A 24,032-nucleotide genomic window follows, 5' to 3' on the forward strand; every position below is an offset into this window, starting at 1 on the left:
CCGGAGCGGGCGCGCGGCACGCCGCCGCCCGCTCCGTCATGCCTTCATTGCAACATTAACGACGCATGACCTTTTCGGACGGCGTCAGTGCTTCGATGTAGGCCGGACGGCTGAAGATCCGTTCGGCGTACTTCATCAGCGGCGCGGCGTTCTTCGACAGCTCGATGCCGTAGTGATCCAGGCGCCACAGCAGCGGTGCGATCGCGACGTCGAGCATCGAGAACTCTTCGCCGAGCATGTACTTGTTCTTCACGAAGATCGGCGCGAGCTGCGTCAGGCGATCACGGATCGCGAGGCGTGCCTTCTCGTGATTCTTCTCCGCCGCCTTGCCCTTCTCGTTCTCGAGCGTGCTGACGTGGACGAACAGTTCCTTCTCGAAGTTGAGCAGGAACAGGCGCGCGCGGGCGCGCTGCACCGGGTCGGCCGGCATCAGTTGCGGATGCGGGAAGCGCTCGTCGATGTACTCGTTGATGATGTTCGATTCGTACAGGATCAGGTCGCGCTCGACCAGGATCGGCACCTGACCGTACGGGTTCATCACCGAAATGTCTTCCGGCTTGTTGAACAGGTCGACGTCGCGGATTTCGAAGTCCATGCCCTTCTCGAACAGCACCAGCCGGCAACGCTGGGAGAACGGGCAAGTTGTGCCGGAATACAGAACCATCATATTTGCGTTTCCTCAAAAAAGCCGAGGGCCGGCACGCGGCGAAACCCCTTTCACGGGTTCCGCCTTGCGCCGGCCCCACGCCGGTCAGGCGTGTTTACTTGATATCTTTCCAGTACGCGGCATTGAGCCGCCAGGCCAGGAAAGTCAGGACACCGAGAAAGATCAGCACCCACACGCCGAGGCGCTTGCGGGTCTGCTGGGCCGGCTCGGACATCCATGTCATATAGGCCACCAGGTCGGCCACCGCAGCATCGTAGTCGGGCGACGACAGCGTGCCCGGCGTGACCTGCTGGAAGCCGACGAGCACGTGGGCCTTCTCGCCCGTCTCCTCGTCCGTCTTGTCTTCGAATTTGGCAACGCGCTGCCCCTGCAGCTGCCACAACACATGGGGCATGCCGACGTTCTCGAACACCGCGTTGTTCCAGCCGGTCGGCCGCGTATCGTCGCGGTAGAAGCTCCGCAGATACGTGTACAGCCAGTCGCGGCCGCGCGCACGCTCCTCGACCGACAGGTCGGGCGGCGTGGTGCCGAGCCAGTTCTTCGCGTCGTCGGACCGCATCGCCACGGACATCGTGTTCCCGACCTTGTCGGTCGTGAACAGGAGATTCGTTTCGATCTCCTTCTGGGATATGCCCAGATCCGTCAGACGGTTGTAGCGCATCAGGTTCGCGCTGTGGCAGTTCAGGCAATAGTTTACAAACAATTGCGCGCCGTGCTGAAGCGAAACGAGATTTTCCGTGTTATCGGGCGCCCGGTCGAGCGGAAAATTACCTTCCGCCCGCACGGCCGGTGCCGCCAGCAGCGCACAGGCGGTGGCCCCGATCAGCGCGAGTGTCGAAAGCAGTTTCTTCATGTCGTTCTCTCCTCGCTCACGTTAATGGGGCTTGAAGCGCACCCGTTCCGGCGGCTGCTTGAACGTGCCAAGCGGCGTCCAGACGGGCATGCCGAGGAAGAACGCGAAGTAGACCAACGCGCAGAACTGCGCGATCAGCGTCGCCGCCGGCGACGGCGGCCGCGTGCCGAGGAACGCGAGGGTCAGGAACGCCGCGACGAAGATCCCGAGGAACACCTTGTGGAACAGCGGCCGGTAGCGGATCGACTTCACCGGGCTGCGGTCGAGCCACGGCAGAAAGAACAGCGAGATCACCGCCGAGCCCATCACGACGACGCCCCAGAACTTCGACTCGGTCAGATACATGAACACGACGATCGCGGCGGCCAGCACCGGCAGCCCGATCTTCCACTTGCCGCGCGCGCGGATCAGCGCGAGCACGCCGAGCAGCGCGATCACGATCATCAGCACGATCTTGAACGGGTCGGTGGTCGCGCGCAGCATCGCGTAGAACGCGGTGAAGTACCAGACCGGCGCGATCTCGGGCGGCGTCTGCAGCGGGTTCGCCGGGACGAAGTTGTTCGCCTCGAGGAAATAGCCGCCCATCTCCGGCGAGAAGAACACGATCAGCGCGAACACCATCAGGAACACGCACACGCCGAGGAAATCGTGCACCGAGTAGTACGGGTGGAACGGGATGCCGTCGAGCGGAATGCCGTTTTCGTCCTTTTTCGCCTTGATCTCGATGCCGTCCGGGTTGTTCGACCCGACTTCGTGCAGCGCGACCAGGTGCGCGACGACGAGGCCGACCAGCACGAGCGGGATCGCGATCACGTGGAACGCGAAGAAGCGGTTCAGCGTGACGTCGGACACGACGTAGTCGCCGCGAATCCACAGCGACAGGTCCGGGCCGACGAACGGGATCGCCGAGAACAGGTTCACGATCACCTGCGCGCCCCAGAACGACATCTGGCCCCACGGCAGCAGGTAGCCGAAGAACGCCTCGGCCATCAGGCACAGGAAGATCGCGCAGCCGAAGATCCACACGAGCTCGCGCGGCTTGCGGTACGACCCGTACAGCAGCCCGCGGAACATGTGCAGGTAGACGACCACGAAGAACATCGACGCACCGGTCGAGTGCATGTAGCGGATCAGCCAGCCCCACGGCACCTCGCGCATGATGTACTCGACCGACGCGAACGCGAGCGTCGAGTCGGGCTTGTAGTTCATCGTCAGGAAGATGCCCGTGACGATCTGGTTCACGAGCACCAGCAGCGCGAGGGAGCCGAAGAAGTACCAGAAGTTGAAGTTCTTCGGCGCGTAGTACTCGGATACGTGCTTCTTCCAGGTGGACGTGAGCGGGAAGCGCTGGTCGATCCAGCCGGTGAAACCTGTCGTGGAGACTTCCTTGTTGTCGGCGGCCATCACGCTTCTCCTTTCTCGTCCTTGCCGATCACGAGGGTCGTCGCCGACGTGAACATGTAGGGCGGGATGTCGAGATTCTGAGGCGCCGGCTTGTTCTTGAACACGCGACCGGCGAGGTCGTAGGTCGAACCGTGACACGGGCACAGGAAACCACCCGGCCAGTCGTCCGGCAGGTTCGGCTGCGGACCCGGCGTGAAGCGTTGGCTGGGCGTGCAGCCGAGATGCGTACACACGGCCATCACGACGAGAATGTTCTTGCGATCGGCCCGTGCCCGATATTCGTTCGCGCAATACGCGGGCAACGGCATCGAATACGGGGATTTCGTGGTCGGATCGGCCACTTCCTTGTCGGCCTTGACCACGTCGGCCAGCATCGAATCGGTGCGGTTCAGGATCCAGACGGGTTTGCCGCGCCACGGCACGGTGACCATTTCGCCGGGCTTCAGGCCGCTGATATCGATCTCGACCGGTGCACCGGCCGCTTTCGCTTTCGCGGACGGCGCAAGCGACGCCGCGAAAGGTATGACGGTGGCTACGCCTCCTACGCCACCTGCTACGGATGTCGCAATCAGCCAGGTACGGCGGCCGCTGTCGACGCGTTTCTCTTCCTTGTCTCGCATCACACGCCCCACTTCTGAGTTGGATTTTCCGTCACGACTTTCCATTCCGCCGCTAGTTTGCGCGAATGGAGTCGCCATTTACAAGGCCCGGAGATGAAAATCCCTTCGAAGTGTTTGATAGTTAAGGGTTATCCCCCACTATCGGAGCGATTAAATCATTTCGCTTTTAAGCGGATGCTACATAGAGAAATTTCGATGCACCGCCGCAAATCCGTCGCTCAGACCGGATTATGAATATCGATAAAAAGGTGTTCGAGATCGAATTCCTCGGACAAGTGGCGCCCCAGCGCCTGGATTCCGTAGCGCTCGGTCGCATGGTGCCCCGCCGCAACGAACGCGACGCCGCTTTCCGCGGCCGCGTGCGTGGTCGACTCGGACACCTCGCCGGTCAGGAACACGTCCGCGCCGGCGTCGATCGCGGCGTCGAAGTAGCTCTGCGCGGCGCCCGTGCACCACGCGATGCGGCGCAGCTGCGTGTCCTGATCGCCGAGCACGAGCGGCGTGCGGCCGAGCGTGCGCTCGACCTTCGCGACGAAATGCTCGAGCGTGACCGGCATCGGCAGCGTCGCCATCCAGCCGAGATCGCCTTCGCCGAAACGCTGCTCGCCGATCAGGCCGAGCTTTTCGCCGAGCTGCGCGTTGTTGCCCAGTTGAGGATGCGCGTCGAGCGGCAGGTGGAACGCGAACAGGTTCAGGTCGTTCGCGAGCAGCAGCTTCAGCCGCTGATACTTGCGGCCGGTGATCTGCGGCGCCTCGTTGCGCCAGAAATAGCCGTGATGGACGAGCACGGCATCCGCCCCCCATTCGAGCGCGGCTTCGAGGAACGCGACCGACGCCGTCACGCCGGTGGCGATCTTCTCGATCTTGCGGCGCCCTTCGACCTGGAGGCCGTTCGGGCAATAGTCCTTGAAGCGCGCGGTTTCAAGGGTATTGTTCAAGTACAATTCGAGTTCGATCCGATCCATATAAACCTCTAATCCATTCAGATGCTTAGACGCTTCTGGCTGTTCTTCGCGCAGGCGGTAACCATACTGCTGGCGCTGATGTTCATCGTCGTGACGCTCAAGCCGCAATGGCTGCAACGGCAAGGACAGCTCGGCAAGCAGCTCGCCACGCCGATCGTCGCGCTGCGCGAGGTCGCGCCGGGCATCGGCGGCGCTCCGGCGACCACGTCGTATGCCGAAGCCGCGCAGAAGGCGATGCCGGCCGTCGTCAACGTGTTCTCCAGCAAGGACGGCTCGCTGCCGCCCGACCCGCGCGCGAAGGATCCGCTGTTCCGCTACTTCTTCGGCGACCGCAACGCCCGCAAGCAGCAGGACGAGCCGGCCGCCAACCTCGGCTCGGGCGTTATCGTGAGCCCTGAAGGTTACATTCTAACGAACCAGCACGTCGTCGACGGCGCCGACCAGATCGAAGTCGCGCTCGCCGACGGCCGAACGGGCACCGCGAAGGTGATCGGCAGCGATCCCGAAACGGATCTCGCGGTGCTGAAGATCAACATGACGAACCTGCCGACGATCACGCTCGGCCGCTCCGACCAGTCGCGCGTCGGCGACGTCGTGCTCGCGATCGGCAACCCGTTCGGCGTCGGCCAGACGGTCACGATGGGGATCATCAGCGCGCTCGGCCGCAACCACCTCGGCATCAATACGTTCGAGAACTTCATCCAGACCGACGCACCGATCAACCCCGGCAACTCCGGCGGCGCGCTGGTCGACGTGAACGGCAATCTGCTCGGCATCAACACGGCGATCTACTCGCGCTCGGGCGGCTCGCTCGGCATCGGTTTCGCGATTCCGGTTTCGACCGCCCGCACGGTGCTCGAAAGCATCATCACGACGGGTTCGGTCACGCGCGGCTGGATCGGCGTCGAGCCGCAGGACGTCACGCCGGAAATCGCCGAGTCGTTCGGGCTCCAGCAGAAATCGGGCGCGATCGTCGCGGGCGTGCTGCAAGGCGGCCCGGCCGACAAGGCCGGCATCAAGCCGGGCGACATCCTGGTGAGCGTCAATAGCGAGGACATCACCGACACGACGAAGCTGCTGAACGTCGTCGCGCAGATCAAGCCGGGCACGCCGACCAAGGTGCACGTCGTACGCAAGGGCAAGCAGTTCGACGTGAACGTCGTGATCGGCAAGCGCCCGCCGCCGCCGAAGCAGACGCTCGACGAGCAGGACGGCGATAGCGAATGACGGTCGGCGGGCGGCACGCCGCCTGTCGGTCATGATGCGACGCGGAAACGGAAAAGGGCAGCCGGTTGGCTGCCCTTTTGCTTTGCTTCAAACGACGTCCGGTGCCGGAAGGTAGCTTTGCGACGCGCTGGCTGGCGGCCCACCGCGGTACCGGACGCCTCGGGCCGGGCCGGAAAGCCGCCCCGGCGCCGCGCCGTCAACTCGCGGCTTCGCCGTTCCCCGCCTCGCCCTCTTCTACCGGCTTCTTCGGCACGAAGAACCGCGCGGCCAACAGGCCGATCTCGAACAGCACGATCAGCGGCAGCGCGAGCATCAGTTGCGAGAACACGTCCGGCGGGGTGACGACCGCCGCGACCACGAATGCGCCGACGATCACGTACGGCCGCATCTCCTTCAGCTTCTTCAGGGACAGCACGCCCATCCTGACGAGCAGCACGACGACGATCGGCACCTCGAACGTGACCCCGAACGCGATGAACATCCCGAGCACGAAGCTCAGGTAGTTGTCGATGTCGGTCGTCATCTCGGCGCCGAGCGGCGCGTTGTAATGCGCCATCACGCGGAAGATCGTCGGGAACACGAGGAAGTACGCGAACGCCATCCCGCACAGGAACAGCACGTAGCTGCTGCCGACGAGTGGCGTGACGAGCTTCTTCTCGTGCTGGTACAGCCCCGGCGCGACGAACGCCCAGATCTGATACAGCACGATCGGCAGCGCGATCACGAGCGCGACGAGCATCGTGACCTTCATCGGCACGAAGAACGAGCCGGTGACGTCGGTGACGATCATCTTGCCGTCTTTCGGCAGGTTCTCCATCAACGGCCGCGCGAGCAGCTTGAAGATGTCCGGCGCCCAGTACACGAGCCCGACGAACACGACGATCACGGCCAGCCCCGCGCGAATGATGCGATCGCGAAGCTCGACGAGATGGGAAATGAAGGTTTCTTCCGGGGCGTCGCCCGGGTTCTGCTGGGGGTCGCTCACACCGGCCCTCGGTAGGATTGACGAGCGAGCATGCGCTCGACTCAGAAGAAGCGCGTCGGCCGGCGCAGGCTGGCCGGCTGGTGGCGCGCGACACGCGCGGCGCCCGACTGCACGTGCGTGCGGCGGGTCGTCGCGCGCTTGTACCAGACAGGCGTCGCCGCCTGCTTGATGCGCCAGTTGCGACGCTTCGGCGCAAGCGCGGCCGTGCTGCCGCCACGCCACGACGGCGCCGCGGGCGTGTCGCTACCGTGCAGGCCGGCATCGACCGAGCCTTCGTTGAGACCGCCGACCGCGGAATGCCACGTATCGTTCAGTTCCTTCTCGTGCTCGCGCAGGTTATCGTGAATCGTCGTCTCGACATTGCGCGCGGCCGATTCGAAATCGGTCTTCATCGTCCGCAGCGCGTCGAGTTCGATTTCGCGCGAGACCTCGGCCTTCACGTCGTTGATGTACCGCTGCGCGCGGCCGAACAGCGCGCCTGCCGTACGCGCGACGCGCGGCAGGCGCTCGGGGCCGAGCACGACGAGCGCGACGACGCCGATCAGCGCCATCTTTGAAAGACCGAGATCCAGCATCGCGAATGCCTCAGCGTGCCGGCGTTACGCCTTGTTCGAATCGGAACGCGTCGTTTCCTTCGCGTTGACGTCGACCGCGCCCGAACGCGGCAGTTGCTGCGCGTCGGCCGGCGTTTCGCCTTCCTTCATGCCGTCCTTGAAACCCTTCACGGCGCTGCCGAGATCGTTGCCGATGTTGCGCAGCTTCTTCGTACCGAAAACCAGCGCGACGATCAGCAGCACGATCAGCCAGTGCCAAATGCTCAATCCACCCATGATGAAACCTCTCCTCAACCACGCCGCGGTGCGGCGTAAATCGCCGGCGACGCGCCGGCTTCGACTATCGGATGCGGGGAAACGCCCCGCGTCGTCAACCCATCCGTTGCCACGGGCGCGGGCCGGCCAGGATATGCGCGTGCAGGTGGTAGACCTCCTGCCCGCCGCCCGGGCCCGTGTTGATCACCGTGCGAAAACCGGTTTCGCCGCCCGTATACGCGACGCCGAGCTGGTCGGCCAGACGCGCGACGAGCAGCATCAGCCGGCCGAGCATCGGCGCATCGGCGTCGACCGCCGCCGACAGCGTCGGCAGGTGCCGGCGCGGAATCACGAGCACGTGCGTGTCGGCCGCCGGGCGGATGTCGCGGAACGCGACGAATTCGTCGTCCTCGTGCACCTTCGTGCTCGGGATCTCGCCTGCCGCGATCTTGCAGAACAGGCAATTCGGATCGTGACTCATGTTGCTCCTGCAAACGCCCGCGTGCGGCCGGTCAGAACCACGCCTGCGGATCGAGCGTCTTGTTGTCGTTCAGGTACAGCCAACCCTTGATGATACGGTACAGCGTCCAAATCCACGTGACAAACATCACGACGAATCCGACCACGACGAACATCAGCGCGAACCCGATCACGTAGGCGATCAGCGCGCGCCAGAACGTGCGGATCTGCCACTCGAAGTGATCGGCGTACGGCGTGCCGGCCACGTCGCCGCGCTTCACGTAGTTGATGATGATCGCGATGATGCCGGTGACGCCGCCCGTCAGCCAGTGAAACGCATAAAGACCGTACAGCACGTGGGTCAGCGTGCGCAGCCCGTTCAGGCGCTCGGCATCCGCGGCGCCCGGCACCGCCGGCGTCGGAAACTGGTTCGACGTATCGTTCATGATGCTACCCCCGTTAGATGACAATTCTTACAGCTTACCGCACTGTTGCCACCGCGGCGGGCCCTGTTCGTCAGCCGCCGTTTTCCTCGCGCTCGCGGCGCTTGCGCAGCGCTTTTTCCTCGATGCCCGACAAGCCTTCGCGGCGCTCGAGCTCGGCGATCACGTCGGCCGGGCTCAGGTCGAAATGCGACAGCATCACGAGGCAGTGGAACCACAGGTCGGCCACCTCGCCGACGAGCGCGCTCGGCGCGCCGCCCTGGCGCACGTCCTTCGCGGCCAGCACGACTTCCGTCGCCTCTTCGCCGATCTTCTTCAGCACGGCGTCGTCGCCCTTGTGGAACAGGCGCGATACGTACGATTGATCGGGATCGCCGCCCTTGCGGCTGTCGATCACGGCCGCGAGGCGCAGCAGCGTGTCTTCGGTCGATTGCGTCATTTGTAGATGTGTTCGGGGTCTTTCAGCACCGGCTCGACCGCGACCCAGTCGCCGCCGTCCACCGTACCTTCGAATTTCTGGAAGAAGCACGAATGCCGGCCGGTGTGGCACGCGATGCCCGACACCTGCTCGACCTTCAGCAGCACGACGTCCTCGTCGCAGTCGAGCCGCACCTCGTGCACGTGCTGCACGTGGCCCGACTCCTCGCCCTTGAACCACAGGCGCTTGCGCGAACGCGAATAGTAGACCGCGCGCTGCGTCTCGATCGTCTTCGCGAGCGCCTCGCGGTTCATCCACGCGAACATCAGCACGTCGTTCGTCGACGCTTCCTGCGCGATCACCGGCACGAGGCCGTTGTCGTCCCAACGGACCTTGTCGAGCCACGCGGGCAAGGATTTCGTTTCGGTATTCATCACAGCCTCACCGCGATGCCCTGGTCGGACATGAAGCGCTTCGCCTCGCCGACCGTGTGCTCGCCGTAGTGGAAGATGCTCGCGGCCAGCACCGCGTCGGCGCGGCCGTCCTTGATGCCGTCCGCGAGATCCTGCAGGCAGCCGACGCCGCCCGATGCGATCACCGGCACCGGCACCGCGTCCGACACGCCGCGCGTGAGCGCGAGGTCGAAGCCCGATTTCGTGCCGTCGCGGTCCATGCTCGTGAGCAGGATCTCGCCCGCGCCGAGCTCGGCCATCTTGCGCGCCCATTCGATCGCGTCGAGGCCCGTGTTCTTGCGGCCGCCGTGCGTAAACACTTCCCAGCGCGGCGTCTCGCCGTCGGCCGACACGCGCTTCGCGTCGATCGCGACGACGATGCACTGCGAGCCGTACTTGTCGGCCGCGTCGCGCACGAGTTGCGGATTCGCGACCGCCGATGAATTCATGCTGACCTTGTCCGCGCCCGCGTTCAGCAGGCGCCGCACGTCCTCGACGGCGCGCACGCCGCCGCCGACGGTCAGCGGAATGAAGACCTGCGATGCGACGGCTTCGATGATCGGCAGGATCAGGTCGCGCTGGTCGGACGTCGCGGTGATGTCGAGAAAGGTCAGTTCGTCGGCACCCTGGTCGTCGTAGCGGCGGGCGATTTCGACGGGGTCGCCGGCGTCGCGCAGCTCGACGAAATTGACGCCCTTGACGACACGCCCGGCGGTCACGTCCAGGCAGGGGATGATGCGTTTAGCTAGAGCCATGATGTTGCGCCAAATGCCGCGCTGGGACGGCCGGTTGCGGAAGCCTCGCGCGAGGCTTCCGGTCGGGGCCGCCCGCGGGCGGCCCCGGCGAACGGGACGGACGCGGTTACGCGTTGTCGAGTTCGCCGTTCAGTTCGTCCGCGCGCTTTTGCGCGGCCGCGAAATCGAGATCGCCGGAGTAGATCGCCCGGCCGCAGATCACGCCTTCGACGCCGTGCTCTTCCACCTCGCACAGGCTCTCGATGTCCGTGAGGTTCGACAGGCCGCCCGATGCGATCACCGGGATGCCGACCGCCTGCGCGAGCTTCACGGTCGCGTCGATGTTGATGCCCTGCAGCATCCCGTCGCGGCCGATGTCCGTGTAGACGATCGATTCGACGCCGTAGTCCTCGAACTTCTTCGCGAGGTCGATCACCTCGTGGCCGGTCAGCTTGCTCCAGCCGTCGGTCGCGACCTTGCCGTCCTTCGCGTCCAGCCCGACGATGATGCTGCCGGAGAACGCGGTGCACGCGTCCTGCAGGAAGCCCGGGTTCTTCACGGCCGCGGTGCCGATGATCACGTAGGACAGGCCGGCGTCGAGATACTTCTCGATCGTCTCGAGGCTGCGGATGCCGCCGCCGAGCTGGACCGGGATTTCGTCGCCGACTTCGTCGAGGATCGCTTCGATCGCCTCGAGGTTCTTCGGCTTGCCGGCGAATGCGCCGTTCAGGTCGACGAGATGGAGCCGCCGGGCGCCGAGATCGACCCATTTGCGGGCCATCGCCGCCGGGTCCTCGGAGAAAATCGTGGCCTGGTCCATATCGCCCTGTTTGAGGCGCACACACTGACCGTCTTTGAGGTCGATGGCCGGAATCAGCAACATAGCAATCGGGTGTCGTCGTGGAAAATGAAAAGAATCAGGCGCGTACCGGCCAAACCGGTGCCGCGCCGTCTCGCTAGTTTAGTACAACTCTTTCGGCGCTTACGCGCGAGCGCCCCGCGCGACAGGCCGTTCGGCCAGGTCGACTGTGGCTCGCGCGCCACGTTTTACGGCTTCCAGTGGACGAAGTTGCGATACAGACGCAATCCGACCTCCGCGCTTTTCTCCGGGTGGAATTGGGTCGCGAAGATGTTGTCCCGCGCGACCGCGGACGTAAACGGCGCGCCGTAGGCCGTTTCGCCAACCGTGTGCGCCGGGTTGTCCGGGCTCACGTAATAGCTGTGCACGAAGTAGAAATACGCGTCGTCGGGCACGCCGTCCCACAGCGGGTGCGGCTGCGCCTGGCGCACGCGGTTCCAGCCCATCTGCGGCACCTTGAAGCGCGAGCCGTCGTCCTGCAATTGGCCGTCGAGATCGAAGCGCACGACCTTGCCGGGCAGCAGGCCCAGGCCCTTCGTGTCGCCTTCCGCGCTCCAGTCGAACAGCATCTGCTCGCCGACGCACACACCGAGCAGCGGCTTCGTGCGCGACGCGTCGATCACGGCCTCCTGGAGGCCCGACTCGCCGAGGCAGCGCATGCAGTCGGGCATCGCGCCCTGGCCGGGCAGCACGACGCGGTCGGCCGCGCGAATCGCGGCCGGCGTGTCGACGATCGCCACGTCGGCGGCCGGTTCGGCCTTCTTGAGCGCCTGCGCGACCGAGCGCAGGTTACCCATCCCATAATCCACAATCGCAATCGAAGTTTTCATCTCAGTGCAGGCAGTAGCGCCCTCAGTCCATTGACGATGAATTCCACCGCCAGCGCCGACAGCATCAGACCCATCAGCCGCGTGGCGATGTTGATGCCGGTGCGGCCGATCCAGGTCGCGATCGGCTCGGCGAGCCGCATCGCGACGAAACACAGAAAAGCCAGGACCGCGCCGATCGCGACCAGCCCGGCCCGCTCATACCAGTGATGCGCGTTCGCCGCATAGATGATCACCGTGCTGATCGAGCCGGGGCCCGTGAGCAGCGGAATCGCGAGCGGCACGACCGCGATGTTGTCCTTCAGCTCGGCTTCGTGGCGCTCCTCCGGCGTCGACCGCGTGTTGCCGATCTGCGCGTTCAGCATGTTGATCGCCATCAGCAGCATGATGATCCCGCCGCCCACTTCGAGCGACCCGACCGAAATGCCGAAGAAGTTGATGATCTGCTGCCCGAGCAGCGCGGTCACCGTCATCACGCAGAACACCGACACCGATGCGATCCGGATCGTGCGCCGCCGCTCGTCGTCCGTCTGCTGTGCCGTCAGGCTCAGGAAGAACGGCACCGCGCCGACCGGATTGATCAGCGCGAGCAGCGAAATGAACGATTTGAGCAGATCCATCGCAAGCCGGCGCGCCGCGCCGAAGCCGTGAGGTTGTCCTTGGCGTCGTCCGTTCGGAAGTTAGAGGCTGCCTTTCGTCGACGGAATCTGCCCCGCCGCGCGCTCGTCGAGCTCCACCGCCGCGCGCAGCGCGCGGCCGAAGGCCTTGAACACGGTCTCGAGCTGATGGTGCGCGTTGATCCCGCGCAGGTTGTCGATATGCAGCGTGACGCCCGCGTGGTTCACGAACCCGCGGAAGAATTCGATCGACAGGTCGACGTCGAACGTGCCGATCCGCGCGCGCGTGAACGGCACGTGGAATTCGAGGCCCGGCCGGCCGGAGAAGTCGATCACGACGCGCGACAGCGCCTCGTCGAGCGGCACGTACGAATGGCCGTAGCGGCGGATGCCCTTGCGGTCGCCGATCGCCTTCGCGACGGCCTGACCGAGCGTGATGCCGACATCCTCGACCGTGTGGTGATCGTCGATATGCGTGTCGCCGTGCGCTTCGACCTCGAGATCGACCAGACCGTGTCGCGCGATCTGGTCGAGCATATGGTCGAGAAACGGCACGCCGGTGGCCAGCTTCTGCCGGCCGGTGCCGTCGAGATCGAGCTTCACACGGATCTGCGTTTCGCTGGTATTGCGAACGACTTCCGCCACACGCATGGCAATTCCTTGATTGAGTCTATGTAAATGGGGATTGATCGTCGCGCGCCGCCGCGCCCTGGGCTCAACCGGGCAGCGCGAGTTTCAAGGCGGCCAGCAGGCGGGCGTTTTCGTCGGGAGAACCGACGGTCAGCCGCACGCATTCGGCCAGCAACGGATGCATTTTACTCACGTTTTTGACCAGCACCCGCTCGGTGAGCAGCGCATCGAACACGGCCGCGGCGTCCGGCACGCGCACCAGCAGGAAATTGCCGGCGCTCGGGAACACCGTCGCGCCCGGCAGCGCGGCCACCGCCTGCGCGAGGCGCGCGCGTTCCGCGCGCAATTCGGCCGCCTGCGCGTCGAGCACGTCGAGGTGGTCGAGCAGGAAATCGGCGGTCGCCTGGGTCAGCACGTTGATGTTGTACGGCGGGCGCACCTTGTCGAATTCGTTCAGCCACGCGGGCGAGCCGACCAGATAGCCGAGCCGGATGCCCGCGAGGCCGAGCTTCGACACCGTGCGCATCACGACGACGTTGTCGAACTCGCCGGCGCGCGGCAGCCACGAACGCTCGGCGAACGGCTGGTACGCCTCGTCGATCACGATCAGGCTGTGCCGCGCGGCCGCGACGATCCGCTCGACGTCGGCGTCGTCGTACAGCGTGCCGGTCGGGTTGTTCGGATACGCGAGATAGACGATCGCCGGCCGGTGCTCGGCGATCGCCGCGAGCAGCGCGTCGGCGTCGAGCGTCAGGTCCGCCTTCAGCGGTACGCCGACGAATTCGAGCTGCGCGAACTTCGCCGACAGCTCGTACATCACGAAGCCCGGCACCGGCGCGAGCACCTTGGCGCCCGGCTTCGCGCACGCGACCGAGATCATGCTGATGATTTCGTCGGAGCCGTTGCCGAGCAGCACGTCGCAGCCGGCCGGCACGCGCATCGCATGGCGCAGCTTGTCGAGCAGCGCGGCCGGACGCGGCGCCGGGTAGCGGTTCAGCGCGACCTGCGCGAGCCGCTCGCCGAGCGCCGCGGCGAGCGGCGCCGGCAGCGAATACGGGTTCTCCATCGCGTCGAGCTTCACGAACCCGCTCGCGTCGGGAACCGGATAGCTCGTCATCGCGAGCACGTCGCGGCGGATGATGTCTTGTGGCGTCGTCATGGTCTCAAGCCGGCGTGCATCGCGCCGGCATCAAATGGTCGGCAAGGCGGCGGCTGCCGCCCTGCGCTCGTCCCCTGCCCCGATCCGGGGCGGCCGGCGCCGGCGCCTCGGTGCCCGCCCGGCCCGCGCACCCTGCGCGGTCAGCCCTTCATCCGGAACTCGGCGCTCCTTGCGTGCGCCTGCAGCCCTTCGCCGTAGGCGAGCTCGGACGCGATCTCGCCGAGCGTCTGCGCGCCTTCCGCGCTGACCTCGATCAGGCTCGAGCGCTTGATGAAGTCATACACGCCGAGCGGCGACGAGAAGCGCGCGGTGCGCGACGTCGGCAGCACGTGGTTCGGGCCCGCGCAGTAGTCGCCGAGGCTCTCGCTCGTGTAGCGGCCGAGGAAGATCGCGCCCGCGTGGCGGATCTGCTGGCCCCATTGCTGCGGCTCCAGCGCCGAAATTTCGAGATGTTCCGGCGCGATGTCGTTCGCGATCCGGCACGCCTCGGCCATGTCGCGCACCTTGATCAGCGCGCCGCGGCCTTCGAGCGACGCACGGATCACGTCCTGGCGCGGCATCGTCGGCAGCAGCTCGTCGATCGCCTTCTCGACGCGATCGAGGAACGCACCGTCCGGGCACAGCAGGATCGACTGCGCGAGTTCGTCGTGCTCGGCCTGCGAGAACAGGTCCATCGCGACCCAGTTCGGATCGGTCGTGCCGTCGCACAGCACGAGGATTTCCGACGGCCCGGCGATCATGTCGATACCGACCGTGCCGAACACGCGGCGCTTCGCCGACGCGACGTACGCGTTGCCGGGGCCGCAGATCTTGTCGACAGCCGGCACCGTCGCCGTGCCGTACGCGAGCGCGCCGACCGCCTGCGCGCCGCCGATCGTGAACACGCGATCGACGCCGCCGAGCAGCGCCGCGGCAAGCACGAGGTCGTTCTTCACGCCGTCCGGCGTCGGCACGACCATCACGATCTCGCCGACCCCCGCGACGCGCGCGGGAATCGCGTTCATCAGCACCGACGACGGATACGCGGCCTTGCCACCCGGCACGTACAGGCCGACGCGGTCGAGCGGCGTGACCTTCTGGCCGAGCACCGTGCCGTCGCTTTCCGTGTACTGCCAGCTATGCGTGCCGCACTCGATCTTCTGCTTCTCGTGGTACGCGCGCACCCGCGCCGCCGCCGCTTCCAGCGCCGCGCGCGCCTTCGGCGCGAGGCCGTCGAGCGCCGTCTGCAGCGCGTCCTGCGGCAGTTCGAGCGCGGCGACGCTGTTCGCGCTCAGCCGGTCGAAGCGGTTCGTGTACTCGAGCACCGCGGCGTCGCCGCGCGACTTCACGTCGGCGAGGATCTGCGCGACCGACTGCTCGATCGCTTCGTCTTCGCTCGCCTCGAATGCGAGCACGGCGCGCAGCGCGGCGCCGAAGCCTTCGTTCGTCGAATCGAGCTTGCGGATGGTGATGGACATGGGAGTTCCGTTACGGTGATGCGCTCAACCGCCATTCTGCGACGCGCGTTCGAACGCGTCGAGGATCGGCTTGAGCGCCGCGCGCTTCAGCTTGAGCGCGGCCTGGTTCACGACGAGGCGCGACGAGATCGCCATGATCTCCTCGACCTCGACCAGATTGTTCGCCTTCAGCGTGCCGCCCGAGCTGACGAGGTCGACGATCGCGTCGGCCAGCCCGACCAGCGGCGCCAGCTCCATCGACCCGTACAGCTTGATCAGGTCGACGTGCACGCCCTTCGCGGCAAAATGTTCGCGCGCCGTTTCGACGTATTTCGTCGCGACCCGCAGGCGCGCGCCCTGGCGCACCGCGTTCGCGTAGTCGAAACCGGCGGACACGGCCACCGACATCCGGCAGCGCGCAATGTTCAGATCGATCGGCTGGTACAGGCCGGAGCCGCCGTGCTCGACCAGCACGTCCTTGCCGGCCACGCCGAAATCGGCCGCGCCGTATTCGACGTAGGTCGGCACGTCGCTCGCGCGCACGATGATCACGCGCAGGTTCGGGTCGGTCGTCGGCAGGATCAGCTTGCGCGACGTTTCCGGATCCTCGGCCACCTGCACGCCGGCCGCCGCCAGCAGCGGCAGGGTTTCCTCGAAAATCCGGCCCTTCGACAGGGCGAGGGTCAGCGGCGCGGTCATGCTTGGCTCCCGGAGAGGCGGCGCACGTTCGCGCCAACGGCGGTCAGTTTGGTTTCCATGCGGTCGTAACCGCGGTCCAGGTGATAGATGCGGTCGACGAGCGTTTCGCCGTCCGCACGCAGCCCGGCGATCACGAGGCTCGCCGACGCACGCAGGTCGGTCGCCATCACGTTCGCGCCGGACAGCTTGTCGACGCCGGTCACGAGCGCCGTGTTGCCGTCGATCGTGATGTTCGCGCCGAGCCGGTTCAGCTCCTGCACATGCATGAAGCGGTTCTCGAAAATGGTTTCGACGACCTGCGCGGTGCCCGTCGCGACCGTATTGAGGGCCATGAACTGCGCCTGCATGTCGGTCGGAAACGCCGGGTATTCCGACGTGCGGATCGTCACCGCCGACGGGCGGCGGTCCATCTTCACGCGCAGCCAGCTGTCGCCTTCCTCGATCGACACGCCGGCTTCGCGCAGCTTGTCGATCACAGCGTCGAGGATGTGCGGGCGCACGCCCGTCAGCATCACGTCGCCGCCGGCCGCCGCGACCGCGCACAGGAACGTGCCGGCCTCGATACGGTCGGGGATCACCGAATGGCGCGCGCCGTGCAGCCGCTCGACGCCCTGGATCACGAGGCGATCGGTGCCGATGCCGTCGATTTTCGCGCCCATCGCGACCAGCAAGTGTGCGAGATCGCTCACTTCCGGCTCGCGCGCGGCGTTTTCGATCACCGTCTCGCCGTCGGCGAGCGTCGCGGCCATCAGCAGGTTTTCCGTCCCCGTCACCGTGATCATGTCGGTCACGATGCGCGCGCCCTTCAGGCGCTTCGCGCGCGCTTCGATGAAGCCGTGCTCGATGCTGATCTCGGCGCCCATCGCCTGCAGGCCCTTGATGTGCTGGTCGACCGGCCGCGCGCCGATCGCGCAGCCGCCCGGCAGCGACACCTTCGCCTCGCCGAAGCGCGCGAGCAGCGGGCCGAGCACGAGGATCGACGCGCGCATCGTCTTCACGAGCTCGTACGGCGCGACGAGGTTGTCGACGCGCGACGCGTCGAGCTGCACGCGGGCGCCGTCGGTCTCGCTCTTCACGCCCATCTGGTTCAGCACCTTCAGCGTGGTGCGCACGTCCTTCAGGTTCGGCACGTTGTCGAGTTCGACCGGCTCGGCGCTGAGCAGCCCCGCGCACAGGATCGGCAGCGCGGCGTTCTTCGCGCCCGACACGACGATCTCGCCGGCCAGGCGGCGACCGCCTTCGATCACGAGCTTGTCCATCCCCTGTCCCTGCGATTCCCCGTTGGCGGCCGGGTGTGCCGTGGCGACGCTCTGGACGGCGTCGCGCTCGTTGACGGTGACTTGCACTCAGTGATTTCCGTTTATGCGTTCTGCCATTCGGCGGGCGTCAGCGTCTTCATGCTGAGCGCGTGAATTTCCTGCTTCATGCGATCGCCGAGCGCCGCATAGACGAGCTGGTGCCGCTGGATCGGCCGCTTGCCTTCGAAGGCCGCCGACACGATCGTCGCGAAGAAATGCTGGCCGTCGCCTTCGACTTCCAGATGCGTGCAGGCGAGACCGCCGGCGATGTATTGCTTGACCTGTTCGGGAGTCGGCAACATGGTGTAAGGCTCCTGTCGGCGCACGCCGCCCCGGGGCGGCCGCTGCCTGTCGATATCAATGACGCAGTTTGTAGCCGGTCGCGAGCAGCCGCATCGCGATCAGCGCGAGCAGCACGAAGAAACCGGTGACGATCGCGAGGCTCGCGAACGGGTTGATGTCGGACGCGCCGAAGAACCCGAAACGGAAGCCGTCGATCATGTAGAAAAACGGGTTGAGACGCGACACTTCGCGCCACACGGGCGGCAGCGAGTGCGTCGAATAGAACACGCCGGACAGGAACGTCAGCGGCATGATCAGGAAGTTCTGGAACGCGGCGAGCTGGTCGAATTTCTCGGCCCAGATCCCGGCGATCAGGCCGAGCGTGCCGAGGATCGCCGAACCGAGCAGCGCGAACGCCATGATGAACAGCGGCGCCGCGAAGTGCATCGGGATAAACCAGATCGTCACGACGAACACGCCGGCGCCGACCGCGAGCCCGCGCACGACGGACGCGAGCACGTACGCGCCGAAGATGTCGCGATACGACAGCGGCGGCAGCAGCATGAACACCAGGTTGCCGGTGATCTTCGACTGGATCAGCGACGACGAGCTGTTCGCGAACGCGTTCTGCAGCACGCTCATCATCACGAGGCCCGGCACGAGAAAGCTCACGTACTCGACGCCCGGATACACCTCGACGCGGCCCGACAGCGCATGGCCGAAGATCGTCAGGTACAGCAACGCCGTGACGATCGGCGCGCACACCGTCTGGAACGACACCTTCCAGAAACGCAGCAGTTCCTTGTAGAACAGCGTTCGAAACCCGTTTCCCGGCACGCGCCGGGCCGCCCCTTCGAGCGGCAGCGAACGCAGTTCGCGTGGGGAGTGTTGATTCATGCCAGACCCTCGATGACCTCGGCCCCGTTCATCACCTGGACGAACACATCCTCGAGGTCGGCCTTGCGGACCTCGATCTCGTCGAACGTGCAGCCGGCCGCACGGCATTGCGCGAGGATGCGTTCGACCTCGTCGTAGCTCGCGAGGCGCAGCAGGTGCTCGCCCGGCGCGCGCGCGGCCGGGTCGGTTTCCAGCCCGCGCAGCTCGGCCGGCAGCGCGCCGGTCGCGAACCGCAGGTACAGTTGCAGGCCCGCGAAGCGGCGCAGCAGCGCGTCGGTGCGATCGAGCGCGACGACTTCGCCGCGGCGCAGCATCGCGATGCGGTCGCACAGCGACTCGGCTTCCTCGAGGTAATGGGTGGTCAGCACGATCGTGTGGCCCTCGCGGTTCAGGCGCGAGATGAATTTCCACAGCGTCTGGCGCAATTCGACGTCGACGCCGGCGGTCGGCTCGTCGAGCACGATCACCGGCGGCCGGTGCACGAGCGCCTGCGCGACGAGCACGCGGCGCTTCATCCCGCCCGACAGCGCGCGCATGTTCGCGTCGGCTTTCTCGGTGAGATCGAGATTGGCCATCACTTCGTCGATCCAGTCGTCGTTGCGGCGCAGCCCGAAATAGCCGGACTGGATCCGCAGCGTCTCGCGGACGGTGAAGAACGGGTCGAAAACGAGTTCCTGCGGCACGACGCCGAGCGAGCGGCGCGCGTTGCGGAAATCCTGGACGACGTCGTGACCGCGCACCGAGATACTGCCTTCGTCGGCCCGGGCGAGTCCGGCGAGGATACTGATGAGCGTGGTCTTACCTGCGCCGTTGGGGCCGAGCAGACCGAAAAACTCGCCTTCCTCGACCGACAGGCTGACGCCCTTGAGCGCCTGAAGCGACTTGTAGCGCTTCTTGACGTGACGGATTTCTATGGCTGACATGACTGTGCGCGACGCCAGGGCCGCGACGCCTATTTTGTGCTTGCTGCGAAAGAAAATGGGGGCCGGACGCCGATTGGCTGCCCCGCAAAACGCTTGATTATAGGGCAAACCGGCTGGGGGAGCCGGCGCCGGCGGCGCGCGGCCTGAAGCGTGCGCGCGCCGGCTGGCGCGGCAGGCGTCGATCGGACAGCGTCAATGTCGGCCGGTGCCTTCGATGAGCGCGTCGACGCCGTACGCGCGCGCGAGGCTGGCGAGCTTCGGAGGGAGATTGAGGATGTCGAGAGCTGCGCCGCGCGTTTTGGCGGCACGTTGCCATGCGAGCAGCACGGCGAGCGCGGACGAATCGAACTGCGTGAGCGCCGCGCAATCGACGGCGGTCGCGCCCGCGCCGATGCGCGCAAGACCGTCCGCGAGCGCGGACTTCGCGCTCGCGACGGTCAGCGAGGAGCCGGCTTCGAAGCCGCTCACGACGCTTGCTTGCCGGCGGCAAGTTGCTGGTTGCGCTGCGTCAGGAACTGGATCAGCCCTTCGACGCCGCTTTGCTGGATCTTCTCGTTGAACTGCTGCTGGTACGTCTGGATCAGCCACGCGCCGAGTACGTTCAGGTCATACACCTTCCAGCCGTTCGCCGTCTTGTACAGGCGGTAGTCGATCTGGACCGGCTGGCCGTTGTTCATCGCGACCGTCTTCACGACGACGTCGGTGTCGGCCGGATCGGCGCGGAACGGCGGGTACTGGATCTGCTGGTCCGGCTTCAGCTGCGCGAGCGCACCCGAATACGTGCGGATCAGCAGCAGCTTGAACTGCTCCTGAACCTGCTGTTGCTGCTCGGCCGTCGCGGTGCGCCAGTTGCGGCCCATCGCGAGCTGCGTGGTGCGGCGGAAATCGGTGTACGGCAGGATGTCCTTGTTGACGATCGTGATGATGCGATTGGTGTCGCCCTGCTTGATCGTCTGCTGCTTGACTTCGTCGAGCACCTGCTGCGTCGCCGTCTTGATCAGCGCCTGCGGGTTCGACTGGTCGACTTGCGCGTGAGCCGCGCTGCCGAACGAGAACAGCGCCGCGAAAACGGGGATCAGGAACAGTTTTTTCATCATAGTGGCCTGCATGAATGAGTCGATGCGAAGGTTGGAGCAGGTAGCTTACGCGCAAGTTCGCATACGCTACCGACTGAATCGTTTCCGGCTGTAACGAATGTAAATCCGTCAGTGCAGCCGGATGCTCGGGAACCGGAACCCGCCCGGCGACGGAGGCGCCACCTGCATCGCCGGCACGTTCGTCTCGCTGGCCGGGTTCGGCGATTCGGCCGTGCCCGAGGCCGGCGCAGCAACCGCCGCGCCCGACGCGGGCGCCGGCGCCGCGCCGCCCACCGCTGCCGCGCCCGCCGTACCGGCCGCGCCGGCTGCCGCCGGTGCCGCGCCGTCTTCCGGCAGGTCGTACTTCGGCAGCGCGTCGTTGCTCGACGTCGCGGCGGCCTCGCCGCGCGCGTTGCTGATCAGCATCTGGCGACGCTGCAGGTACGCGTTGCGCACGAACGAATACTTGTCGAGCGCCGCGGCATCCAGCACGTCGCCCGCGCCGAGCAGGTTCGAGCGCGTGTTGACCAGGTTCACGCCGAACAGGCCCCAGCTCAGGCCGTCCGGCTTCACGTAGGTGAGCGGGTTGCCGACGTAGTCGACGCCGAGGCCAGCCGTGTCGCGCAGCGTGCTCGGCCCAAGCAGCGGCAGGACGAGATACGGGCCCGACGGCATCCCGTAGCGGCCCATCGTGATCCCGAAGTCGGCCGTGTGCTTCGGCAGCTTCGCGATCGTCGCGACGTCGAACAGGCCGCCGACGCCGAACACCGTGTTGATCACGACGCGCATGATGTCGCCGACGCCGTCCGCGATCCGCAACTGCACGATGTTGTTCGCCGCGATGTAGACGTCGCCGATGTTCGAGAAGAAGTTCGTCACGCTGTCGCGCACCGGCTGCGGTACCACGTACTGATAGCCCTTCGCGACCGGCTTCAGCGCGTACGTATCGACGGTGTCGTTGAACTTGTACATCGTCCGGTTGAAGCCTTCGAGCGGATCGCCCTTGGTCGGCGTCTGCACGGTCGCGCAGCCGCTCAACGCGGCGACTGCCGCCATCGCCAGCGCGGCGTGCCTGATGCGGATCGTGTGCATGGTCATTCCCTCTTGTTTTCTCTCGTGTGGTTATTGGCCGGCCGAACCGGACACCGCCGATGCCGGCACCGTCACTGGTGCGGGCGCGGCGGGTGCGGCGGGCGCGCCCGATGCCGGCTTCGCACCGCCCGCATCGGCGGCCTTGCTGTACAGGAACTGGCCGATCAGGTTCTCGAGCACGATCGCCGATTGCGTCATCGTGATCGTATCGCCCGCCTTCAGCATTTCGGTGTCGCCGCCCGGCTCGAGGCCGATATATTGCTCGCCGAGCAGGCCCGACGTCAGGATCTTCGCCGACGAATCCTTCGGGAACGGGTACTGGCCGTCGACGTCGATCGTGACGAGCGCCTGGTACGTGTTCGTGTCGAAGCCGATCGACTTCACGCGGCCGACCACGACGCCCGCGCTCTTCACGGCCGCGCGCGGCTTCAGCCCGCCGATGTTGTCGAATTTCATCCTCACCGAGTAGGTCGGCTGAAACGACAGCGAGCTCATGTTGCCGACCTTCAGCGCCAGGAACAGCACCGCAAGGAAGCCCACCACCACGAACAGGCCGACCCAGAAGTCGAGAGCAGTCTTTTTCATCGTCATCCCAAAATTTGGCTTGGCTGAGGCTTAGCTGAACATCAGCGCGGTCAGCAGGAAATCGAGGCCGAGTACGGCGAGCGACGCGAACACGACCGTCTTGGTGGTCGCGCGCGACACGCCTTCGGGCGTGGGCTTCGCTTCATACCCTTGAAACAGTGCAATGAAGGTCACGGCGAACCCGAACACGATGCTCTTGATCACGCCGTTGCCGACGTCGGCCCAGACCTGGACCCCGCCCTGCATCTGCGACCAGAACGCGCCCGGATCGACGCCGATCAGCACGACGCCGACGAAGTAACCGCCGAGCACGCCGACCGCGTTGAAGATCGCGGCCAGCAGCGGCATCGCGATGATGCCCGCCCACATGCGCGGCGCAATCACGTTCTTGATCGGGTCGACCGCCATCATCTCGAGCGCGGTGAGTTGCTCGCCGGCCTTCATCAGGCCGATCTCGGCCGTCAGCGACGTGCCCGCGCGGCCCGCGAACAACAGCGCGGTGACGACGGGGCCGAGCTCGCGCACGAGCGACAGCGCGACCAGCAGGCCGAGCGCCTGCTCGGAACCATAGCGGTTCAGCGTGTAATACCCCTGCAGGCCGAGCACGAAGCCGACGAACAGCCCCGACACGGCAATGATCACGAACGAATAGTTGCCGAGGAAATGGATCTGCTTCGTGACCAGCCGCGGCCGGCGCAGCAGCGGGAAGAATTCCAGCACGAGGCGCACGAACAGGCGCGTGCCGTAGCCCGCCCGCTCGAGGCCGCCGATGACGTAACGTCCGATCGCGCTGATCATGCGCGCCCTCCGCCGAGGCCGAAATCCGCTGCTAGCGGCGGGCTCGTGTAATGAAATTTGAACGGGCCGTCCGGCGCGCCGTCGATGAATTGCCGCACGCTCGGATCGGTCGACGCGCGCAGCTCGTCTGGCGTGCCCTGCGCAAGCACGCCGCCGTTGGCCAGAAAATACACGTAGTCGGCGATCGCGAACGATTCCGGCACGTCGTGCGTGACGAGGATCGACGTCGCGCCGAGCGCCTCGTTCAGCGTGCGGATCAGGTTCGCGGTGATGCCGAGCGAAATCGGATCGAGGCCCGCGAACGGCTCGTCGTACATGATGAGCTGCGGATCGAGCGCGATCGCGCGCGCCAGCGCGATGCGGCGCGCCATCCCGCCCGACACCTCGGACGGCATCAGGTCGCGCGCACCACGCAGCCCGACCGCGTTCAGCTTCATCAGCACCAGATCGCGGATCAGGTCTTCGGGCAGGTCGGTATGCTCGCGCAGCGCGAACGCGACGTTCTCGAACACCGACATGTCGGTGAACAACGCGCCGAACTGGAACAGCATGCCCATCTTGCGGCGCAGCGCATACAGGCCGTCGCGCGTTTGCGCGCCGACGTCGGCGCCGTCGAACAGCACCTGGCCGCGGTTCGCGCGCACGAGGCCGCCGATCAGGCGCAGCACGGTGGTCTTGCCGCAACCCGAGCCGCCCATGACCGCGACGACCTGCCCGCGCCCGAAGCGCAGGTTCAGGTTGGACAGGACGAGGCGGTCGCCGTAGCCGAAGTCGACGTCGCGAAGTTCCAGCAGGGTCTCGGTAGGAGTGGGGCTCAC

Annotated in this window: 31 protein-coding genes; 1 reads left to right on the forward strand and 30 read right to left on the reverse strand. The window is 66.0% G+C overall.

Annotated elements, in window-relative coordinates; genetic code table 11:
• Positions 1-55: 55 nt before the first annotated feature.
• The 5 genes from HWX76_RS06070 to HWX76_RS06090 all read right to left on the reverse strand — a co-directional run bounded on the left by HWX76_RS06070 (position 56) and on the right by HWX76_RS06090 (position 4,509).
• Complete coding sequence (locus tag HWX76_RS06070) at positions 56-667, reverse strand: glutathione S-transferase N-terminal domain-containing protein (RefSeq protein WP_006400565.1); 612 nt, start codon at positions 665-667, stop codon at positions 56-58.
• Between the two features lie 94 nt (positions 668-761).
• Positions 762-1,520 carry a cytochrome c1 gene (locus HWX76_RS06075; protein ID WP_050013114.1) on the reverse strand — a complete coding sequence of 253 codons (759 nt, stop codon included), beginning with the start codon at positions 1,518-1,520 and terminating at the stop codon, positions 762-764.
• 21 nt (positions 1,521-1,541) lie between these two features.
• Positions 1,542-2,924 carry a cytochrome bc complex cytochrome b subunit gene (locus HWX76_RS06080; protein WP_050013115.1) on the reverse strand — a complete coding sequence of 461 codons (1,383 nt, stop codon included), beginning with the start codon at positions 2,922-2,924 and terminating at the stop codon, positions 1,542-1,544.
• Entirely contained in the window at positions 2,924-3,544 is a 621-nt protein-coding gene (petA, locus tag HWX76_RS06085; protein WP_050013116.1) for a ubiquinol-cytochrome c reductase iron-sulfur subunit, read from the reverse strand. Before petA ends, HWX76_RS06080 begins: the two co-directional genes overlap by 1 nt.
• 218 nt (positions 3,545-3,762) lie before the next feature.
• Positions 3,763-4,509, reverse strand: a complete 747-nt coding sequence (locus HWX76_RS06090; protein ID WP_050013117.1) for a Nif3-like dinuclear metal center hexameric protein — start codon at positions 4,507-4,509, stop codon at positions 3,763-3,765.
• Positions 4,510-4,530: 21 nt separating this feature from the next.
• Here HWX76_RS06090 and HWX76_RS06095 point away from each other — a divergent pair, with 21 nt between their 5' ends.
• Entirely contained in the window at positions 4,531-5,736 is a 1,206-nt protein-coding gene (locus HWX76_RS06095) for a Do family serine endopeptidase (protein WP_050013118.1), read from the forward strand.
• A 196-nt stretch (positions 5,737-5,932) separates the two neighbouring features.
• On the opposite strand, the gene tatC is transcribed toward HWX76_RS06095, so the two are convergent.
• The 25 genes from tatC to HWX76_RS06220 form a co-directional block, all read right to left on the reverse strand.
• Positions 5,933-6,721, reverse strand: coding sequence for a twin-arginine translocase subunit TatC (gene tatC, locus HWX76_RS06100; RefSeq protein ID WP_050013119.1), 789 nt, complete (start codon positions 6,719-6,721; stop codon positions 5,933-5,935).
• Between the two features lie 41 nt (positions 6,722-6,762).
• Entirely contained in the window at positions 6,763-7,296 is a 534-nt protein-coding gene (tatB, locus tag HWX76_RS06105; RefSeq protein ID WP_089488091.1) for a Sec-independent protein translocase protein TatB, read from the reverse strand.
• A 24-nt stretch (positions 7,297-7,320) separates the two neighbouring features.
• Positions 7,321-7,551 (reverse strand): Sec-independent protein translocase subunit TatA, encoded by a 231-nt coding sequence (tatA, locus tag HWX76_RS06110; protein WP_006477115.1) that lies wholly within the window; start codon positions 7,549-7,551, stop codon positions 7,321-7,323.
• Between the two features lie 94 nt (positions 7,552-7,645).
• The gene (locus tag HWX76_RS06115) at positions 7,646-8,011 is read right to left on the reverse strand and encodes a histidine triad nucleotide-binding protein (protein WP_050013121.1); all 366 of its coding nucleotides are present in this window, start codon (positions 8,009-8,011) and stop codon (positions 7,646-7,648) included.
• 31 nt (positions 8,012-8,042) lie between these two features.
• Positions 8,043-8,435, reverse strand: a complete 393-nt coding sequence (locus tag HWX76_RS06120) for a hypothetical protein (protein ID WP_050013122.1) — start codon at positions 8,433-8,435, stop codon at positions 8,043-8,045.
• Between the two features lie 70 nt (positions 8,436-8,505).
• Positions 8,506-8,871 (reverse strand): phosphoribosyl-ATP diphosphatase, encoded by a 366-nt coding sequence (locus HWX76_RS06125; RefSeq protein WP_011546603.1) that lies wholly within the window; start codon positions 8,869-8,871, stop codon positions 8,506-8,508.
• A complete protein-coding gene (hisI, locus tag HWX76_RS06130) occupies positions 8,868-9,284 on the reverse strand; it encodes a phosphoribosyl-AMP cyclohydrolase (protein WP_011546604.1) in 417 nt (138 codons plus the stop codon). Before hisI ends, HWX76_RS06125 begins: the two co-directional genes overlap by 4 nt.
• Entirely contained in the window at positions 9,284-10,057 is a 774-nt protein-coding gene (gene hisF, locus HWX76_RS06135) for an imidazole glycerol phosphate synthase subunit HisF (RefSeq protein WP_027783356.1), read from the reverse strand. The genes hisI and hisF overlap by 1 nt, the downstream gene beginning before the upstream one ends.
• Before the next feature lie 106 nt (positions 10,058-10,163).
• Positions 10,164-10,919 (reverse strand): 1-(5-phosphoribosyl)-5-[(5-phosphoribosylamino)methylideneamino]imidazole-4-carboxamide isomerase, encoded by a 756-nt coding sequence (gene hisA / locus HWX76_RS06140; RefSeq protein WP_006477123.1) that lies wholly within the window; start codon positions 10,917-10,919, stop codon positions 10,164-10,166.
• A 164-nt stretch (positions 10,920-11,083) separates the two neighbouring features.
• Complete coding sequence (gene hisH / locus HWX76_RS06145; protein WP_050013124.1) at positions 11,084-11,725, reverse strand: imidazole glycerol phosphate synthase subunit HisH; 642 nt, start codon at positions 11,723-11,725, stop codon at positions 11,084-11,086.
• Entirely contained in the window at positions 11,722-12,342 is a 621-nt protein-coding gene (locus tag HWX76_RS06150) for a YchE family NAAT transporter (protein ID WP_050013125.1), read from the reverse strand. The genes hisH and HWX76_RS06150 overlap by 4 nt, the downstream gene beginning before the upstream one ends.
• Before the next feature lie 60 nt (positions 12,343-12,402).
• Entirely contained in the window at positions 12,403-12,990 is a 588-nt protein-coding gene (hisB, locus tag HWX76_RS06155) for an imidazoleglycerol-phosphate dehydratase HisB (protein ID WP_011546606.1), read from the reverse strand.
• Positions 12,991-13,054: 64 nt separating this feature from the next.
• Positions 13,055-14,128, reverse strand: coding sequence for a histidinol-phosphate transaminase (gene hisC, locus HWX76_RS06160; RefSeq protein ID WP_124557210.1), 1,074 nt, complete (start codon positions 14,126-14,128; stop codon positions 13,055-13,057).
• Between the two features lie 140 nt (positions 14,129-14,268).
• Positions 14,269-15,585, reverse strand: coding sequence for a histidinol dehydrogenase (hisD, locus tag HWX76_RS06165; protein ID WP_050013127.1), 1,317 nt, complete (start codon positions 15,583-15,585; stop codon positions 14,269-14,271).
• A gap of 24 nt (positions 15,586-15,609) precedes the next feature.
• Positions 15,610-16,263, reverse strand: coding sequence for an ATP phosphoribosyltransferase (gene hisG / locus HWX76_RS06170; RefSeq protein ID WP_050013128.1), 654 nt, complete (start codon positions 16,261-16,263; stop codon positions 15,610-15,612).
• Positions 16,260-17,609, reverse strand: a complete 1,350-nt coding sequence (murA, locus tag HWX76_RS06175; protein ID WP_050013129.1) for a UDP-N-acetylglucosamine 1-carboxyvinyltransferase — start codon at positions 17,607-17,609, stop codon at positions 16,260-16,262. Before murA ends, hisG begins: the two co-directional genes overlap by 4 nt.
• Positions 17,610-17,623: 14 nt before the next feature.
• Entirely contained in the window at positions 17,624-17,863 is a 240-nt protein-coding gene (locus HWX76_RS06180; RefSeq protein ID WP_006477131.1) for a BolA family protein, read from the reverse strand.
• 55 nt (positions 17,864-17,918) lie between these two features.
• Positions 17,919-18,740 (reverse strand): ABC transporter permease, encoded by an 822-nt coding sequence (locus HWX76_RS06185; protein ID WP_235356186.1) that lies wholly within the window; start codon positions 18,738-18,740, stop codon positions 17,919-17,921.
• Positions 18,737-19,663, reverse strand: a complete 927-nt coding sequence (locus HWX76_RS06190; protein ID WP_050013130.1) for an ABC transporter ATP-binding protein — start codon at positions 19,661-19,663, stop codon at positions 18,737-18,739. Before HWX76_RS06190 ends, HWX76_RS06185 begins: the two co-directional genes overlap by 4 nt.
• 192 nt (positions 19,664-19,855) lie before the next feature.
• Positions 19,856-20,131, reverse strand: coding sequence for an STAS domain-containing protein (locus tag HWX76_RS06195; RefSeq protein WP_050013131.1), 276 nt, complete (start codon positions 20,129-20,131; stop codon positions 19,856-19,858).
• A complete protein-coding gene (locus HWX76_RS06200) occupies positions 20,128-20,757 on the reverse strand; it encodes an ABC transporter substrate-binding protein (RefSeq protein ID WP_050013177.1) in 630 nt (209 codons plus the stop codon). Before HWX76_RS06200 ends, HWX76_RS06195 begins: the two co-directional genes overlap by 4 nt.
• Before the next feature lie 111 nt (positions 20,758-20,868).
• On the reverse strand, positions 20,869-21,831 hold the full coding sequence (locus HWX76_RS06205; RefSeq protein ID WP_050013178.1) for a VacJ family lipoprotein: 963 nt from the start codon (positions 21,829-21,831) through the stop codon (positions 20,869-20,871).
• Between the two features lie 30 nt (positions 21,832-21,861).
• Positions 21,862-22,422 carry an outer membrane lipid asymmetry maintenance protein MlaD gene (gene mlaD, locus HWX76_RS06210; protein WP_089488088.1) on the reverse strand — a complete coding sequence of 187 codons (561 nt, stop codon included), beginning with the start codon at positions 22,420-22,422 and terminating at the stop codon, positions 21,862-21,864.
• A 24-nt stretch (positions 22,423-22,446) separates the two neighbouring features.
• Positions 22,447-23,214, reverse strand: a complete 768-nt coding sequence (mlaE, locus tag HWX76_RS06215; protein WP_050013133.1) for a lipid asymmetry maintenance ABC transporter permease subunit MlaE — start codon at positions 23,212-23,214, stop codon at positions 22,447-22,449.
• Positions 23,211-24,032 (reverse strand): ABC transporter ATP-binding protein, encoded by an 822-nt coding sequence (locus HWX76_RS06220; RefSeq protein WP_050013134.1) that lies wholly within the window; start codon positions 24,030-24,032, stop codon positions 23,211-23,213. Before HWX76_RS06220 ends, mlaE begins: the two co-directional genes overlap by 4 nt.

The sequence above is a fragment of the Burkholderia sp. BCC0398 genome (assembly GCF_902833245.1).
In the GTDB taxonomy this organism is placed as follows: domain Bacteria; phylum Pseudomonadota; class Gammaproteobacteria; order Burkholderiales; family Burkholderiaceae; genus Burkholderia; species Burkholderia sola.

Bases quoted from the DNA above. Each gene is read 5' to 3' on its own strand.
- HWX76_RS06205 (WP_050013178.1), bottom strand. From the start codon at position 21,831: ATGCACACGATCCGCATCAGGCACGCCGCGCTGGCGATGGCGGCAGTC.
- hisA (WP_006477123.1), bottom strand. From the start codon at position 10,919: ATGTTGCTGATTCCGGCCATCGACCTCAAAGACGGTCAGTGTGTGCGC.
- hisB (WP_011546606.1), bottom strand. From the start codon at position 12,990: ATGCGTGTGGCGGAAGTCGTTCGCAATACCAGCGAAACGCAGATCCGT.
- HWX76_RS06150 (WP_050013125.1), bottom strand. From the start codon at position 12,342: ATGGATCTGCTCAAATCGTTCATTTCGCTGCTCGCGCTGATCAATCCG.
- tatB (WP_089488091.1), bottom strand. From the start codon at position 7,296: ATGCTGGATCTCGGTCTTTCAAAGATGGCGCTGATCGGCGTCGTCGCG.
- hisG (WP_050013128.1), bottom strand. From the start codon at position 16,263: ATGACCGCGCCGCTGACCCTCGCCCTGTCGAAGGGCCGGATTTTCGAG.
- mlaE (WP_050013133.1), bottom strand. From the start codon at position 23,214: ATGATCAGCGCGATCGGACGTTACGTCATCGGCGGCCTCGAGCGGGCG.
- HWX76_RS06070 (WP_006400565.1), bottom strand. From the start codon at position 667: ATGATGGTTCTGTATTCCGGCACAACTTGCCCGTTCTCCCAGCGTTGC.
- HWX76_RS06180 (WP_006477131.1), bottom strand. From the start codon at position 17,863: ATGTTGCCGACTCCCGAACAGGTCAAGCAATACATCGCCGGCGGTCTC.
- hisI (WP_011546604.1), bottom strand. From the start codon at position 9,284: ATGAATACCGAAACGAAATCCTTGCCCGCGTGGCTCGACAAGGTCCGT.
- HWX76_RS06185 (WP_235356186.1), bottom strand. From the start codon at position 18,740: ATGAATCAACACTCCCCACGCGAACTGCGTTCGCTGCCGCTCGAAGGG.
- hisC (WP_124557210.1), bottom strand. From the start codon at position 14,128: ATGACGACGCCACAAGACATCATCCGCCGCGACGTGCTCGCGATGACG.
- HWX76_RS06115 (WP_050013121.1), bottom strand. From the start codon at position 8,011: ATGAGTCACGATCCGAATTGCCTGTTCTGCAAGATCGCGGCAGGCGAG.
- HWX76_RS06095 (WP_050013118.1), top strand. From the start codon at position 4,531: ATGCTTAGACGCTTCTGGCTGTTCTTCGCGCAGGCGGTAACCATACTG.
- HWX76_RS06125 (WP_011546603.1), bottom strand. From the start codon at position 8,871: ATGACGCAATCGACCGAAGACACGCTGCTGCGCCTCGCGGCCGTGATC.
- hisH (WP_050013124.1), bottom strand. From the start codon at position 11,725: ATGAAAACTTCGATTGCGATTGTGGATTATGGGATGGGTAACCTGCGC.
- HWX76_RS06090 (WP_050013117.1), bottom strand. From the start codon at position 4,509: ATGGATCGGATCGAACTCGAATTGTACTTGAACAATACCCTTGAAACC.
- petA (WP_050013116.1), bottom strand. From the start codon at position 3,544: ATGCGAGACAAGGAAGAGAAACGCGTCGACAGCGGCCGCCGTACCTGG.
- HWX76_RS06190 (WP_050013130.1), bottom strand. From the start codon at position 19,663: ATGTCAGCCATAGAAATCCGTCACGTCAAGAAGCGCTACAAGTCGCTT.
- HWX76_RS06080 (WP_050013115.1), bottom strand. From the start codon at position 2,924: ATGGCCGCCGACAACAAGGAAGTCTCCACGACAGGTTTCACCGGCTGG.
- HWX76_RS06120 (WP_050013122.1), bottom strand. From the start codon at position 8,435: ATGAACGATACGTCGAACCAGTTTCCGACGCCGGCGGTGCCGGGCGCC.
- mlaD (WP_089488088.1), bottom strand. From the start codon at position 22,422: ATGACGATGAAAAAGACTGCTCTCGACTTCTGGGTCGGCCTGTTCGTG.
- HWX76_RS06200 (WP_050013177.1), bottom strand. From the start codon at position 20,757: ATGAAAAAACTGTTCCTGATCCCCGTTTTCGCGGCGCTGTTCTCGTTC.
- hisD (WP_050013127.1), bottom strand. From the start codon at position 15,585: ATGTCCATCACCATCCGCAAGCTCGATTCGACGAACGAAGGCTTCGGC.
- hisF (WP_027783356.1), bottom strand. From the start codon at position 10,057: ATGGCTCTAGCTAAACGCATCATCCCCTGCCTGGACGTGACCGCCGGG.
- HWX76_RS06075 (WP_050013114.1), bottom strand. From the start codon at position 1,520: ATGAAGAAACTGCTTTCGACACTCGCGCTGATCGGGGCCACCGCCTGT.
- tatA (WP_006477115.1), bottom strand. From the start codon at position 7,551: ATGGGTGGATTGAGCATTTGGCACTGGCTGATCGTGCTGCTGATCGTC.